The following is a 13,979-nucleotide window of genomic DNA, read 5'->3' as shown; positions in this document are numbered from 1 at the left end:
GCGCGAGCCGCGGCGTCGAGCCGCCGGGCCGCTGCCGCGCGCCGCCGGCTCGCGCTGACCGGTGTGCTGCTGGTGGCGGCGGCGGGTCTGTGGGCCGGCTTCGCGCTGCTGTCCTGGCCGGTGGTCGCGCCCGTGCTCGCCACGCTCGCGCTCGGTGGTGTGGTGGTCCTCGGTCGCCGAGCCGCGACGGCCGGCAACGCCGCCGACGCACGGTGGGAGCGCGAGCTCGCCACGATCGCCTCCCACGCACGTGAGCGCGCCACCTCGCACGCCCGACGGGCCGGCAAGCCCCAGCTGCGGGTCGACGTCGACCCGACGAGCCTGCTCGCCGAGTCCGCCCCCGCGATCCGGCCCGAGGGCACCGCCCGCCACGGCAACGACGGCCCGGGCTGGACCCCGGTCCCGGTGCCGCCTCCCGCCTACACCCTCAAGCAGTCGGCACCGCGCCGCGATGTCTCGCCGCTGGTGATGGGCGCCCCGACCGAGGTCATGGACCCGGTGAGTGAGGGCACCGAGGATGCGTCCGCCGTCGTCCAGAACGAGGAGAACGAGCGTGCTCGGGCCGAGAAGCGGGTCGCCGTCGAGCCCGCGATCGACGTCCAGGCCGTGCTCGCACGACGCCGCGCGGCGGGCTGATCCGCCGTCAGCACGGTGGCGGCCAGGTGTTATTCTTGTCGCCGACCTGGGGCTATGGCGCAGTTGGTAGCGCGTCTCGTTCGCAATGAGAAGGTCGGGGGTTCGAATCCCCCTAGCTCCACAAGTTGACGAAGACCCCCGCCATGTTTCTCGGCGGGGGTCTTCGTCATCTCATGACCAGTGGATTCGGGAGGAGGAGCGAGGGACGAGCGACGACGGAGTCCCCCTAGCTCCACACCACAGAAGGACCAGGGCACGGTTGTCGCCCTGGTCCTTCTGCGTCGAGCAGGCCAGTGACTCGCGGAGCCGCCGCAGCGGAGCGAGGACGGCGGAGTCCCCTAGCTCGACGTCCTTGGTGACCAGTGGACCCCGCCGTTCTCGACGGCGGAGCGCGCTCGCGCGGAGGTGCTCCGGCCCTAGCATCAGCGGGTGCACATCGTTGCCGTGGTCCTCGTCGCGCTCGCCTCGCTGCTGCACGTCGCGATCTTCGCGATGGAGTCGGTGCTCTGGACCCGGCCCGCGATCTGGAGACGTTTCGGGCTGAGGTCGCAGGAGGACGCCGAGACCACCCGCCCGCTGGCGTACAACCAGGGCTTCTACAACCTGTTCCTCGCGATCGTCGGTGCCGTGGGGATCGTGCTCGACGTCGTCGGGAACCCTGCGGGTCTCGTCCTCATGGTCGTGGCGACCGCGTCGATGGCGCTCGCCGCCGTGGTCCTCCTCAGCAGCGGTCGCCGGTACCGACGGGCGGCGCTGACACAGGGCACGCTGCCGGCGCTCGGCCTGATCGCGCTGATTCTGAGCTGACGGCGACCGCTTAGGGTCGTTCCATGCCGCACCACGACATCGTCATCATCGGGACCGGGTCGGGGAACTCGCTCGTGACGCCCGAGCTCGAGGGGCTCGACATCGCCATCATCGAGGAGGGTCGGTTCGGCGGCACCTGCCTCAACGTCGGGTGCATCCCCACCAAGATGTTCGTCGTTCCCGCCGACCGGGTCGCCGAGGCCGCCGACGCCGCGAGGCTCGGCGTCACCTTCGCCGAGCCGACCATCGACTGGCCCGCGATCCGGGACCGCGTGTTCGGGCGCATCGACCCGATCGCGGACGGCGGTGAGGCCTATCGCCGGAGCCAGGACTTCGTGACCGTCTACGACCAGCACGCACGGTTCGTCGGCGAGCGCACGCTGCGCCTGGCCGACGGCACCGAGGTGAGCGGGGACCTCGTCGTGGTGGCCGCCGGTTCCCGCGCGCGCGCTCTGCCCGACGTCCCCGGGCTGGAGCGCATCGACCCCGAGCGGGGCCTGCACACCTCGGACACGATCATGCGGCTGGAGGCGCTGCCGCCGCGGATGCTCGTGCTCGGGGGCGGCTTCGTGGCGTGCGAGTTCGTCCACGTCTTCGCCTCCTTCGGGGTGGCGGTCACGCAGGTGCAGCGCTCCGACGTCCTCCTCACCGGCGAGGAGCGGGTGGTCTCGGAGGCGGTCACCGCGATGGCCCGACGGCGCAGCGACCTCCGTACCTCGACCCGCCCTCGATTGGCCGAGCGGGTGGGCGACGTCTGGCGCGTCACGGTCGAGGACGGCGACGGGCAGACCGAGGTGCTCGAGGCCGAGGTCGTGCTGCTCGCGGTGGGCCGGGCGCCCAACGGCGACCGGCTCGACGCCGAGCAGGCCGGCATCGAGCTGGACGCCGAGGGGCTGGTGGTCGTCGACAGCGAGCAGCGCACCACGGCGCCGAGAACCTGGGCCCTCGGCGACGTCTGCTCGCCCTGGCAGCTCAAGCACGTCGCCAACCACGAGGCACGCGTGGTGGCGCACAACCTCGCCGTCGCGCTGGGCAAGCTCGACGCGCCACCGCAGCACAGCGACCACCGGTTCGTGCCGCACGCGGTCTTCAGCTACCCCCAGGTCGCCTCCTTCGGCCCCACCGCCGTCCAGCTCGAGGCGGCCGACGTCCCGTTCGTCACCACGACGCAGAGCTACGGCGACGTCGCCTACGGCTGGGCCCTCGAGGACCAGGAGGGCTTCCTCACGGTGCACGCCTCGCCCGACGGCCAGATCCTCGCCGCGCACTGCGTCGGCATGATGGCCTCCACCGTGATCCAGCCGCTGATCCAGGCTGCCAGCTTCGGCCAGCACGCCCACGAGGTGGCACGCGGTCAGTACTGGATCCACCCCGCGCTGGCCGAGGTCGTGGAGAACGCCCTGCTCGGGCTGCGGGTGTCGGCGCCGGATGGTACGACTGGGTCGTGAGCAAGGATCGACCCGACGTCCCCGCGGAGCTGCTGGAGCGCCTCGAGGCGATCATGGCCAGGCTGCCCGAGACCTACCGCGAGGGCGCCTGGGTGGGGAAGCGGTGGCGTGTCGGGGCGAGCACGGTCGCGCACGTGTTCGGCGGCGAGGACCAGCAGTTCCGGATCGTCTTCCACGGTGAGCCGGACGAGGTCGCCGCGTTCGAGAACCTCGGGCACCCGTACTTCCGCGCCGGCTGGGGCGCCAACGTCATCGGGCTCGTCGTGGACGAGCAGACCGACTGGGGCGAGGTGGCCGAGCTGTTGACCGACTCCTACCGGATCCAGGCGCCGGCGACCCTGGCGGCGCAGGTCACGCCGTGACGGACTACCTGTTCGCACTCACGGACGCCGGCGGCACCGTGCCGCCCGAGCTGGGCGTCGCCCGCCGGCTCCTCGCCCGCGGGCACCGGGTCACCGTGCTCGGTGACGCCTCCATGGCCGAGGCGGTGGCAGCGCTCGGTGCCCGGTGGCGGGCCTGGTCAGAGCCGGCGCGGCTGTTCGAGGACTGGCGGCCGCAGTCGCCCACCGCGATGGCCGCAGGGATGGCCGAGACGATGATCGCCGGCCCCGCCGCCGGGCACGCCCGTGACACGGATGCGGCGCTCGCCGACCTGGAACCCGACGCCGTGGTCACCTCGTTCGTCGCGGTCGGCGCGATGATCGCCGCCGAGGCGGCCCGCCTGCCCTACGCGGTGCTGATGCCGAACATCTACGCGCTCCCGGCGCCCGGGCTGCCGCCGTTCGGCCTCGGCCTCGCGCCGGCACGCGGACCGCTCGGGCGGTTGCGCGATCGTGGACTCTCCGCCGCCAGCACGCGCATGCTCGCGCGCTACGCGCTCGGCCCGCTCAACGACGTGCGCCAGGCCCACGGGCTGCCGCCGTTGACCTCCCCCTGGGGGCAGCACCAGCGCGCCAGCCGGCAGCTCGTCCTGACCTCGGCAGCCTTCGACTTCCCCGGCACCATGCCCGAGTCCGCCCGCTACGTGGGGCCGGTGCTCGACGACCCCGCGTGGGCCGAGACGAGCACCGACTGGCCGCTGCCCGCGGGGGACGCGCCGCTCGCACTCGTGGCGCTGTCCTCCACCTTCCAGAACCACGTCGAGGCGCTGCAGCGCAGCGCGGACGCCCTCGGCGCGCTGGGCCTGCGCGGCCTGGTCACCACCGGGCCCGCGGTCGACCCTGCGCTGATCCGCGCACCGGCCGGGATCGAGGTCGTCCGGTCGGCGCCGCACCAGCAGGTGTTTCCGCACGTGAGCGTCGTGATCACCCACGGCGGCCACGGCACCGTCATGAAGGCGCTGGCCGCCGGCGTGCCGATGGTCGTCCTGCCGCACGGGCGTGACCAGGCGGACAACGCGATGCGGCTGACCCGCCGGGGCGCCGCCGTCACGGTCCCGCGGCGTGCGACGACGCAGCAGATCAGTGCCGCCGTGCACCGCGTGCTGCGCGACCCCGGCTACCGGCAGGCGGCCGAACGGCTCGGTGAGCACGTGCGCGACGAGTCGGCCTTCGGTGCGCTGGTCGACGAGCTGGAGAACCTGCCGAACCAGCGCTGACCGCTCACCCCGCGGCCCTCAGGCGCGCGCGGCCACCCTCGCCGCCCCTCCGCGGGTCAGAGCGCGGGCGATCCGGCGGGCATCGATCCCGAACTCGCGGAACATCCCGCTCATGGGGTTGCTGAAGCCGATCAGGTGCAGCCGGGGCGCGTCCGGTGTGGTCCGAGCCCCGTGCACGAGGGGCTCACCACGCTCGTCGAGGACCCCGAGGTGTCCGACCAGCGGCTCGAGGCCGCGCTCGTAGCCGGTGGCGACCACGACGGCATCGGGCGCGATGCGAGCGGAGTCGGCGAGCAGCACCTCGCGTCCGGCGAAGCCCGCGACCGCCGCGACCGGCTTGACCCGGCCTGCGCGGAGCGCCGCGACCAGGCCGACGTCGAGGATCGGGATCGCCCCGGCCCGCCCGCGCGTGAACAGACCACCGGTGGGGAGCGGCCAGCTCCACGCCCTCAGATCGGGGACGGCGAGCCGGCGGACCGGCTCGGCGATGGCGTCGGCGGCCTGGGTCGGCACGTAGCGCATCGCCACCGAGATCAGCTGCGTGGGAACCCCATCGAGCGGGGCATCAGGTACGGCGGTCGTCGCACCGCCAGCCGTACCCGCCGGGCGCCGGACTCGGCCAGGTCCACCGCGATCTCAGCGCCGCTGTTCCCGGCCCCCACCACGAGCACGTCGAGACCGGCGTACGCAGCGCCGGACCGGTAGTCACCCGAGTGGGTGACGGGGGTGGTGAACGCGGCCAGCCCGGGCCAGTCGGGGATCCTCGGCACCGCGTTGTAGCCGGTGGCGACCACCACGGCGCCCGTCTCGAGGTCGCCCTGCGGGCAGCGCAGCACCCAGCCGCTCCCGGCGGGGTCACGGTCCACACGTCGCACCTCGACCCCGTTGCGGACCTCCAGGTGGTGGTGGGCCGCATACTGCTCGAGGTAGCGCACGACGTCGTCACGACCGGGCCACCGGCCGACCCCGCTCGGGATGGGCAGTCCCGGGAGCCCGGACAGCCATCGCGCCGTGTGCAGGTGCAGCCGGTCGTAGTGGCCCCGCCAGCTCGTCCCGACGCCTTCACCGCGCTCCAGCACCACGGGAGCAAGTCCTCCGGCGCCGAGCACAGCCGCTGCGGCGAGGCCCGCCGGACCGCCGCCGATCACGGCGACCGGGAAGCGCCCTCGCACCCTGTCCACCATCGGCACGGTACTCCCGCGGGGCCGGCGGCGGACCTCGTCGTGCTCGACGACCGACTCAGGCCGACGCGACCCCACCGGGTAGCGGCGTGGCGTCTTGGGGGACGAGCTCCTCCGTGCGCGGCGCGGGCGGTGGGGTTCCGTCGCCCCACGGCCGGCCCCCGAGCGCCTCCCGCCCGTGCGGCTCCAGCCATCCGCTGAGGTCGGGGCCACCCGGCACGATCCCGCTGGGGTTCAGGTCGGTGTGCACCTCGTAGTAGTGGGACTTGATCTGCGCGAAGTCGACCGTGTCGCCGAACCCCGGCGTGGTGAAGAGGTCGCGCGCGTACGCCCACAACGCGGGCATCTCGATCAGCTTGTTCCGGTTGCACTTGAAGTGCCCGTGGTAGACCGGGTCGAACCGCACCAGCGTGGTGAACAGCCGCACGTCCGCCTCGGTGATGGTCTCGCCCATCAGGTACCGGCGCGTCGCCAACCGGTCCTCGAGCCAGTCGAGCGCCGTGAACAGCCGCTCGTAGGCGTCGTCGTAGGCGTCCTGGGACCCGGCGAAGCCGCAGCGGTACACACCGTTGTTGACCTCGGTGTAGACGCGCTTCATCACCGCGTCCATCTCCTCGCGCAGCGCCTCCGGGTACAGGTCGGGCGCCCCCTCGCGGTGGTGCTCCTGCCACTCGGAGGAGAAAGCGAGGGTCATTCGTGCGAAGTCGTTGGTGACCACCGCACCCGTCGGGACGTCGACGATAGCCGGGACCGTGATGCCCTTCCGGTACCCCGGCACCCGCCGGTAGTACGCCTCGGCGAGCCAGTGGATCCCGAGCACCGGGTCGTGCTCACCCTCGTCGAGGTCGAACGTCCACGACCGCATGTCGTGCGTGGGTCCGCACAGAGCCAGCGAGATCGAGTCCTCCAGACCGAGCAGCCGTCGCACGATGATCGTGCGGTTGGCCCACGGGCACGCGCGCGCCACGACCAGCCGGTACCGACCGGGCTCCACCGGCCAGCCGTCCGCGCCGTCGCGCGTGATCCGCGACTCGATGTAGGACGTGTCGCGTGAGTACTCCTGGCCTGGCAAGACGTAGCTGTTCTCCACGTCTGCAGGTTACGACGCTCGGTGGCGATGCGGACGGCGTGTGGGCAGACTGGGCGCGTGAGCCTTCCGCTGATCCCCGCCCCAGCCCGACTCGAGCTGCTCGACGGCGAGCCGTACCCGGGCCCCGCCGAGCCCACCGCCTCGACCGCGGTCGGGAACCGCGACGACGGCGGCTACCGGCTGCAGGTCGGTGCCGACACGGGGTTCAGCTCCGACGCCGCCGACCACCGTGGTGCGAGCGCAGCCCGGTCGAGCGCCACCCAGCTCGTCGAGCTGACCGACCGGTCGGTGCCCGCCCTGGAGATCGAGGACGCGCCGCGCTACCCGTGGCGCGGTCTCATGATCGACGTGTGCCGTCACTTCTTCGGCCCGGCGACGCTCCGCAAGGTCCTCGACCTCGCCGCGCTGTACAAGCTCAACGTGCTGCACCTGCACCTGACCGACGACCAGGGGTGGCGCTACGAGGTGCCGAACCGGCCCGAGCTGGTCGAGCGCGCCAGCACCTCGGAGGTCGACGGTGGCCCCGGTGGCCACCTGAGCGTGGCCGACCTCGCCGAGCTCACGGCGTACGCCGCCGAGCGCGGCATCACGATCGTCGGGGAGATCGACCTGCCCGGGCACACCGCGGCGGCGCTGCACGCCGTCCCCGCGCTCAACCCCGACGGCCTGGCACGAGAGGTCTACACCGGCACCGAGGTCGGGCACTCGACGCTGCGGCTCGACCTGCCCGAGACCGCAGCGTTCCTCGAGGACGCCGTCGGGGCGCTGGTCGAGCAGACCACGGGCGACTTCGTGCACGTCGGCGGCGACGAGGTCCGGCTGCTCAGCCCCGAGGAGTACGCGGCGTTCATCCAGCACGTCGAGGCGCTGGTGCTGCGGCTCGGCAAGCGGCCGGTGTTCTGGCAGGAGGCGGCTCCGGCACTGCAGGACCCGCGGTCGGTCCTGCAGCTCTGGGACTCCAACGCCGACCCCGCCCCGGTCGTGGCCGCCGCCGCGCACGGGCACCAGGTCATCCTCAGCCCCGGCAACCGCGCCTACCTCGACATGAAGTACGACGCCGACACCGAGCTCGGCCTGGACTGGGCCGGGCACGTCGATGTGCGCGACGCCTACGACTGGGACCCCGCCACGCTCGTCCCCGGCCTGCCACCCGAGGCGATCCTCGGCGTCGAGGCGGCGCTGTGGACCGAGACGATCCGCACCGAGGACGACCTGTTCTCGATGCTGCTGCCGCGGCTGCCCGCGATCGCCGAGGTCGCGTGGTCGGTGCCCGAGGTGCGCGCGTGGGAGGCGTTCGCCGAGGACCTGCCGGCGCACCGTGCGCTGTGGGACGCCCGCGGCCTGGCCCACGCCGATCGTCCGCTGACCGGGCACTGAGACCGCTGCGGCCAGGGCCGGTCGGGTGATGCTCTAGCCTGCTGCGAGTGACTGCAGACCTCCACCCGATCGACGTCGACCTCAACGACGGAACCACCATCCCCCAGCTCGGCTACGGCGTCTGGCGCGTGCCGGACGACGAGGCACAGCCCGCCGTCGAGGAAGCCCTCCGCGTCGGCTACCGGCTGATCGACACCGCAGCCATCTACGGCAACGAGCGCGGCGTCGGGCGCGCGATCGCGGCGTCCGGCATCGCCCGTGAGGACATCTACCTCACCACCAAGCTGTGGAACGCTGACCAGGGCTACGACACGACGCTGCGCGCCCACGAGGCCTCGCTGAAGCGGCTCGCCGTCGACACGATCGACCTCTACCTGATCCACTGGGCCGCGCCGCCGCTGGGGAAGTACGTCGACACCTGGAAGGCGCTGGTGCACCTGCACGAGCAGGGTGCCGTCGGCTCGATCGGCGTCTCCAACTTCCACGCGCCCCACCTGCAGGAGATCATCGACGCCACCGGCGTCACGCCCGTCCTCAACCAGGTCGAGTGCCACCCGTACCTGCAGATCGAGCAGCTACGGGCCTGGAACGCCGCCCACCAGATCGCCACCCAGGCGTGGTCCCCGCTCGGCGCGGGCAAGGGCATGCTCGAGGACCCGGTGCTCACCGAGATCGCCGAGCGGCGCGACGCCACGCCCGCTCAGGTCGTGCTCGCCTGGCACATCGCTCAGGGCAACGTCGTCATCCCGAAGTCCGTGACGCCGTCGCGGATCGCCGAGAACTGGGCCGCGCTCGCGGTCCAGCTCGAGCCCGAGGACATCGACGCGATCGAGGGCCTGGAGCGCGGCGAGCGCACGGGCGGCAACCCCGACACCGCCGACTACGCGGGCCCCACCCCGGAGTGAGCGGCCGGCCGGGATCACACCCAGGTCGGTAGCAGCATGTGGAGCCGCCAGAACCAGTAGGGCACCCACTGGTTGGTCCAGATCGGCCAGAAGAACCCCGAGACCAGGACCGCTGCGATCACCACGGCGGCGGCCGCCCAGATCCCCGGCCGCCGCTCGCGTCGCGGCAGCTCCTTGGACCCGATCAGCTCGGCGAGCCCGTACGTCAGCGCCAGCACCACGAACGGCACGAACGCCACGGTGTAGAACGTGAAGATCGTGCGGTGGGCGTAGGCGAACCAGGGCAGGTAGCCGCCGGCGTACCCCACGAGGATCGCCCACGCGCGCCAGTCGCGGCGGCGGATCGCCGCCCACAGCACCAGCAGGAGCGCGAGTGCCGCTCCCCACCAGATCACGGGGTTGCCGACCGACAGGATCGCCCCGGCGCAGCGGTCCGCGCCGCAGGTCTGCCAGGCGCCGTCGGCGGTCTCGACCGAGCGCCAGGCGAACGACGTGGGACGCCACTGGATCAGCCAGCCCGCCGGGTGGGACTCGTAGGTGTGCTCGGTCGTGAGGTTGTTGTGGAAGTCCCACATCCGCAGGTGGTACTCCCACCAGGAGTTCAGCCAGTCCGGCATCCAGGGGCGCTCCGGCACCTCGGCCGTCGCGTTGGTGGTCGCGGCCCACTGCCGCATGTAGGAGCTCGGGCTCAGCCACCAGGGGAGCCAGGTGAGCACGTACGCCACCGCGGCGACCGGGACCATCAGCACGAAGGCAGGGACGCCGTCGCGCAGCGCCCCGGCGCCGACCCAGTAGCGGACGCCGACGGCGCGTCGCGCGCTGATCGTCCACGCCACGACCGCAAGGCCGAAGGCGGCCACGAAGTAGATGCCGGACCACTTGACCCCGCACGCCAGACCGAGCGCCACCCCCGCCACCAGCAGCCACGGCCGGAACCCCACGCGGGGTCCCCAGGGATCGCGGTAGTGGCCCTCCTCGTCGAGCTCGGCAGCGGCGAGGCGCGCCAGCCGCCGTCGGTAGTGGTCGCGGTCGAGAAGGATCGCGCCGAACGCGACCAGCGCCCAGAACGCCAGGAAGATGTCGAGGATCGAGATCCGTGACATCACCAGGTGGTTGCCGTCGATCGCGAGCAGCAGACCGGCGGTCGCGCCGAGGGTGGTCGAGGCGAACAGCCGCCGCGCGATCCGGACCAGCAGCAGCACCATGAGCGCACCGGTGACAGCGGCGCCGATCCGCCACGCCACCGGGTCGTTCGGTCCGAGCAGCTTCAGACCGGCCGCGATCATCCACTTGCCGACGCTCGGGTGGACGATGTAGTCCGCCTCGTCCGACAGCATCGAGTAGTCGCCCGCGGCGAAACGCTCGTTGGGCTGCTCGTCGTTCTCCTCGATCCAATCGCCCTCGTACCCCAGGGCCAGCAACGAGTACGCCTGCTTGACGTAGTACGTCTCGTCGAAGACCACCCGGCCGGGGCGGCCGAGATAGAGCAGCCGCAGCGCCGCGGCCACACCGGTCACCAGCAGCGTCACGACCCACGAGACCAGCACCGAGCCGGGGATCGGCCGCACCAGCCGCGACAGCAGGTCGGACTCGATCGCCGCGCGGGTGCGCCCGGTCACGGCCACCGCAGGCGCTCTCCAGGACGCGAACAGCTCGCGCCGGCCCGCGCTGCGTGCCGAGTGGCGCGCCGGCGCCGTCGTGACGCCCGACGGCGCAGCCTGGGCCGGGGAGGGTCCGCTCACCTCGCGGGTCGGACCCTCGTCCGCCGCTGCCTCGCCCTCCGGGCGGGGAGCCCAGCCGGCGTCCGCGGACGCGCGTGCGTCGTCGTCGGCTCCCCTCACGGCGTCGAGTGTAGGTGCGGCTCAGGCACGTCCGAGTCGCGCCGCGACGCGTGCCGTGACCCGCTCGATCTCGTCCGCGGGCCGGCCGCGCAGCACGGAGAAGGCGATCACCGTCAGCGGCGAGACCGCGCCGAACACCCGGGCACGGGCGAGGGTGGCGGGGTCGACGACCTGCGGCCCGAGCTCCCAGCCGTGCCAGGTCAGGAGGCTGGCGACGTCCTCGGCAGGATCCTCGAGCGCCGCCAGGTCCCAGTCGAGGACGCCGACCACCCGATCACCCTCCCAGTGCACGTTGCTCCCGGCGAGATCGCCGTGGTTGACGGCGGGCTCCGGGTGGTCGAGCGCGGCGAGCGCGTCGACCGCGGCCCGCGCCCGGTCTCGCACCTGAACCGGCAGCAGGGGTGTCGCGAGCTCGGTCAGCACCGAGTACCAGTCGGCACCGCCGAAGAACGCCCGGGGCGGCGCGAGGTGGGCGCGCAACGGGGTGGGGTCCAGGCCGTGGACCGCGTCCAGGAGGGCGCGCAGCTCGGCCGGGTCCGCCGGTCCTGGCGGTCGAGCGGCCCCGGGCACCCGGGCGGCCGCCGCGGCGACGACGCCGTCGAGCTCGGCGACCTCGCCGATCGGGCGGGCGACCACGAACGGCAGCGGCGGCAGCGCCGCGACGAGATCGCGGCTGCGGTGCAGGTCGGCGGCTGCGGCGCCGTCACGGGCGACCCGGACCGCCACCTCACCCGCGAGCACCACGAGCGAGGACGACCCCGTGCGCACCCACTCCCACGCGGCGGGATCCGCGGGTGCACCGGCATCCTTCAGCAGCTGCCCGACCAGCGCCGTGGTGGTGGCACGGTCCGGCTCGACGTACCCGGTCTCCACAGCTCCACCCTGACACAGCGCCCGGCCCGCCCGCCGTCGGGCTCCTTCGGTGGGGGCGAGCACCGCTCGAGCAGAGCGCGCGAGGACGCGAAGCAGCCCCCGGCACGGAGCGTGTCGGGGGCTGTCGGTGCTGGCCGGAGCCAGGGGGCTAGCGGAGCCAGCGGTACCTGCGGACGAGGTCGGTGCTCGCCCACCACCTGCCGAGGCCCCAGGTGTCGCCGGAGAGGGTGACGGCGGCGGTCAGGAGCAGCATCGCCTCGACCCAGTGCGAGTCCAGGACCGGGTTGGTGCCACCGGCGATCCAGGGCAGCGCTACCAGGTACATGAAGGCCATGAGGAGGGTGCCGCCGATCGCGGCGATCCGCAGCCCGGCGCCGGCGATCATCGCGACGCCGATGCCCAGCAGGCCCAGCATGAAGACCACGTCACCGAACGGGTTCGAGAACGCCGACTGGAAGAAGCCGGCCAGCGGCTGTGCGGGGTCGAGGTTGTCCAGGTAGCCCTGCGCAGGGGTGCCGCCGTTGATCCAGGCGCGCTCCGCCGGGGTGCTGAAGCCGAGGCCGAACGTCTTGTCGAGGAACGGCCACAGGAAGAAGAAGCCGACGACGATCCGAGCGATGGCCAGCACCTTGCGTGCGAGCGGGCTCGTGACGATCGACTCCTGGGTGATCACGGCGGGGGCGGTGGTGGCCTCGGGTACGTGTGCGCGGGTGGTGGTCATTGCTCTGTCCTGTCACGAGAAGTGGTGGTGGTGGTTGAGGCCTCATGAAGAATTCTGTCGGGTCTGCAGGGCCCCTCTGGGGGACCGAGGTCCCGATTTCCGGGGTCGTCGCCGGGACGAACGTCCCGAGATCGGCCCTCGAGAGCCCCCGACCGCGTGGCTGGCAGACTCACCCCGTGCCAGAACACCCAGGACCAGGTGTGATCGTGCTCGCCGGGACGCCGATCGGCGATGCGGAGGATGCGCCACCGCGGCTGCTGCGGCTCCTCGCCGACGCCGACGTCGTCGCCGCCGAGGACACCCGCCGGTTGCGGTCGCTCGCGGCCAGGATCGGCGTGAGCATCGGTGGTCGGGTGGTCAGCTACCACGAGCACAACGAGGCGGCGCGGGCCGCCGAGCTGGTCGAGGCGGCCGAGAGCGGCGCCACCGTGCTGGTGGTGACCGACGCCGGCATGCCCGGCGTCTCCGACCCCGGCTACCGGGTGGTGCGGGCCGCCGTCGAGAGCGGCGTGCGGGTGACGGCGGTGCCCGGTCCGAGCGCCGTCCTCGCCGCGCTCGCGCTCTCGGGCCTGCCCACCGACCGGTTCTGCTTCGAGGGCTTCCTTCCCCGCCGGGCCGGGGAACGCCGTCGGGCGCTCGAGGAGCTCGCCGACGAGCGCCGCACGATGGTCTTCTTCGAGGCGACCCACCGGATCGGCGAGACGCTGGCCGCGATGGCCGAGGCGTTCGGCCCCGACCGTGAGGCGGCGGTGTGCCGTGAGCTCACCAAGACCTACGAGGAGGTGCGTCGCGGCCCGCTGGCGGAGCTGGCCCGCTGGGCCGAGGAGGGGGTGCGCGGTGAGATCACCGTGGTCGTCGCCGGGGTGGTGCCGGGGGAGGCCCTCGCGGCGGACCACGTGGGTGATGTGCTCGCCCTGGTCGAGGCGGGCAGCCGGTTGAAGGACGCCGCCGCCGAGGTGGCCGAGCGCACCGGGGTGAGCCGCAGGGAGCTCTACCAGGGCGCGCTCGAGGCCAGGACGCCGGGCGCGGGTTATCGTGGCCGGACCTCGCCCAAGGAGGGTGTCTGATGGCGGTCAACCGCAAGCTCGTGAGCACGGTCATGACGATCGTGGGTACGGCCGGCCCGATCGTGGCCAAGTACCTCCGGGAGCACCCCGAGATCACCAAGAGCGTCCAGGACGCCGTCACCAAGCTTCTGGCCAAGCGGATCAGCGGACCGGCCGGGATGCTCGCCACGATCGCGGCGCTGCGCGAGCAGGTCGCCTATCTGAGCTCCAGCGCCGACGACGCGGCGGAGACCCGCCGCGCGCAGGACTGGGCGCGCACGCTCGACAACCTCCAGCACGCCGCCGAGCTGCTGCACGACGGTGCCTCGCGTCGCGAGAAGAAGGCCGTCAAGGAGAAGGTGATGACGGTGCGCGGGGAGATCCTCGCCGCCTTCATCGCCGAGAAGGCCGACGACGCGGAGCCGCGCCGGCTCGAACGCTGAGCCGATGGGCAGCG

Annotated in this window: 14 protein-coding genes, 1 tRNA gene and 1 pseudogene; 10 read left to right on the top strand and 6 right to left on the bottom strand. The window is 72.9% G+C overall.

The genetic code is table 11. The annotated features are described in order from the left end of the window. From GPA04_RS21050 to GPA04_RS17385, 6 genes and pseudogenes are all read left to right on the top strand, one after another. Nucleotides 1-636: pseudogene (locus tag GPA04_RS21050) on the top strand (hypothetical protein); the annotation flags it as partial. 48 nt (nucleotides 637-684) lie between these two features. Then, nucleotides 685-757, top strand: a tRNA-Ala gene (locus GPA04_RS17405). 308 nt (nucleotides 758-1,065) lie between these two features. After that, entirely contained in the window at nucleotides 1,066-1,443 is a 378-nt protein-coding gene (locus GPA04_RS17400) for a DUF1304 domain-containing protein (protein ID WP_156225465.1), read from the top strand. A 23-nt stretch (nucleotides 1,444-1,466) separates the two neighbouring features. Then, the gene (locus GPA04_RS17395) at nucleotides 1,467-2,891 is read left to right on the top strand and encodes a mycothione reductase (protein WP_156225464.1); all 1,425 of its coding nucleotides are present in this window, start codon (nucleotides 1,467-1,469) and stop codon (nucleotides 2,889-2,891) included. Beyond that, on the top strand, nucleotides 2,888-3,253 hold the full coding sequence (locus tag GPA04_RS17390; RefSeq protein WP_241680883.1) for an MmcQ/YjbR family DNA-binding protein: 366 nt from the start codon (nucleotides 2,888-2,890) through the stop codon (nucleotides 3,251-3,253). The genes GPA04_RS17395 and GPA04_RS17390 overlap by 4 nt, the downstream gene beginning before the upstream one ends. Continuing rightward, entirely contained in the window at nucleotides 3,250-4,488 is a 1,239-nt protein-coding gene (locus GPA04_RS17385) for a glycosyltransferase (protein ID WP_156225463.1), read from the top strand. Before GPA04_RS17390 ends, GPA04_RS17385 begins: the two co-directional genes overlap by 4 nt. A gap of 18 nt (nucleotides 4,489-4,506) precedes the next feature. On the opposite strand, the gene GPA04_RS21395 is transcribed toward GPA04_RS17385, so the two are convergent. Genes GPA04_RS21395 through GPA04_RS17375 form a run of 3 tightly spaced genes read right to left on the bottom strand, consistent with a single transcriptional unit; the run spans nucleotide 4,507 to nucleotide 6,759 of the window. After that, complete coding sequence (locus GPA04_RS21395; protein ID WP_241680882.1) at nucleotides 4,507-5,016, bottom strand: NAD(P)/FAD-dependent oxidoreductase; 510 nt, start codon at nucleotides 5,014-5,016, stop codon at nucleotides 4,507-4,509. A gap of 5 nt (nucleotides 5,017-5,021) precedes the next feature. Further along, the gene (locus GPA04_RS21390) at nucleotides 5,022-5,669 is read right to left on the bottom strand and encodes an NAD(P)-binding domain-containing protein (RefSeq protein WP_241680881.1); all 648 of its coding nucleotides are present in this window, start codon (nucleotides 5,667-5,669) and stop codon (nucleotides 5,022-5,024) included. Nucleotides 5,670-5,727: 58 nt separating this feature from the next. Next, nucleotides 5,728-6,759 carry a glutathione S-transferase family protein gene (locus tag GPA04_RS17375; RefSeq protein WP_156225462.1) on the bottom strand — a complete coding sequence of 344 codons (1,032 nt, stop codon included), beginning with the start codon at nucleotides 6,757-6,759 and terminating at the stop codon, nucleotides 5,728-5,730. Nucleotides 6,760-6,816: 57 nt separating this feature from the next. Between GPA04_RS17375 and GPA04_RS17370 the strand changes: the two genes are divergently transcribed. Continuing rightward, complete coding sequence (locus GPA04_RS17370) at nucleotides 6,817-8,136, top strand: family 20 glycosylhydrolase (protein ID WP_162458653.1); 1,320 nt, start codon at nucleotides 6,817-6,819, stop codon at nucleotides 8,134-8,136. A gap of 47 nt (nucleotides 8,137-8,183) precedes the next feature. Further along, nucleotides 8,184-9,041: an aldo/keto reductase gene (locus GPA04_RS17365; protein ID WP_156225460.1), complete on the top strand. Its 858-nt coding sequence runs from the start codon at nucleotides 8,184-8,186 to the stop codon at nucleotides 9,039-9,041. Nucleotides 9,042-9,055: 14 nt separating this feature from the next. Here GPA04_RS17365 and GPA04_RS17360 read toward each other — a convergent pair whose 3' ends face one another. The 3 genes from GPA04_RS17360 to GPA04_RS17350 all read right to left on the bottom strand — a co-directional run bounded on the left by GPA04_RS17360 (nucleotide 9,056) and on the right by GPA04_RS17350 (nucleotide 12,476). Then, a complete protein-coding gene (locus GPA04_RS17360) occupies nucleotides 9,056-10,882 on the bottom strand; it encodes a dolichyl-phosphate-mannose--protein mannosyltransferase (protein ID WP_156225459.1) in 1,827 nt (608 codons plus the stop codon). Nucleotides 10,883-10,903: 21 nt separating this feature from the next. After that, entirely contained in the window at nucleotides 10,904-11,755 is an 852-nt protein-coding gene (locus tag GPA04_RS17355) for a phosphotransferase family protein (protein ID WP_162458652.1), read from the bottom strand. A gap of 148 nt (nucleotides 11,756-11,903) precedes the next feature. Continuing rightward, nucleotides 11,904-12,476, bottom strand: coding sequence for a DoxX family protein (locus tag GPA04_RS17350; RefSeq protein WP_156225457.1), 573 nt, complete (start codon nucleotides 12,474-12,476; stop codon nucleotides 11,904-11,906). Nucleotides 12,477-12,652: 176 nt separating this feature from the next. Here GPA04_RS17350 and rsmI point away from each other — a divergent pair, with 176 nt between their 5' ends. After that, nucleotides 12,653-13,543, top strand: coding sequence for a 16S rRNA (cytidine(1402)-2'-O)-methyltransferase (rsmI, locus tag GPA04_RS17345; RefSeq protein WP_241680880.1), 891 nt, complete (start codon nucleotides 12,653-12,655; stop codon nucleotides 13,541-13,543). Beyond that, nucleotides 13,543-13,965 carry a hypothetical protein gene (locus GPA04_RS17340; protein ID WP_156225455.1) on the top strand — a complete coding sequence of 141 codons (423 nt, stop codon included), beginning with the start codon at nucleotides 13,543-13,545 and terminating at the stop codon, nucleotides 13,963-13,965. The genes rsmI and GPA04_RS17340 overlap by 1 nt, the downstream gene beginning before the upstream one ends. Nucleotides 13,966-13,979 lie beyond the last annotated feature (14 nt).

The sequence above is a fragment of the Pseudactinotalea suaedae genome, from assembly GCF_009733815.1.
GTDB lineage: Bacteria > Actinomycetota > Actinomycetes > Actinomycetales > Beutenbergiaceae > Pseudactinotalea > Pseudactinotalea suaedae.
Note: the sequence above shows the minus strand (reverse complement) of the source record. Positions and strands in the feature narration are given on the sequence as shown.

Excerpts from the sequence above, each read along its gene's own strand:
- GPA04_RS17395 (WP_156225464.1), top strand. The coding sequence starts at position 1,467 with ATGCCGCACCACGACATCGTCATCATCGGGACCGGGTCGGGGAACTCG.
- GPA04_RS17350 (WP_156225457.1), bottom strand. The coding sequence starts at position 12,476 with ATGACCACCACCCGCGCACACGTACCCGAGGCCACCACCGCCCCCGCC.
- GPA04_RS17340 (WP_156225455.1), top strand. The coding sequence starts at position 13,543 with ATGGCGGTCAACCGCAAGCTCGTGAGCACGGTCATGACGATCGTGGGT.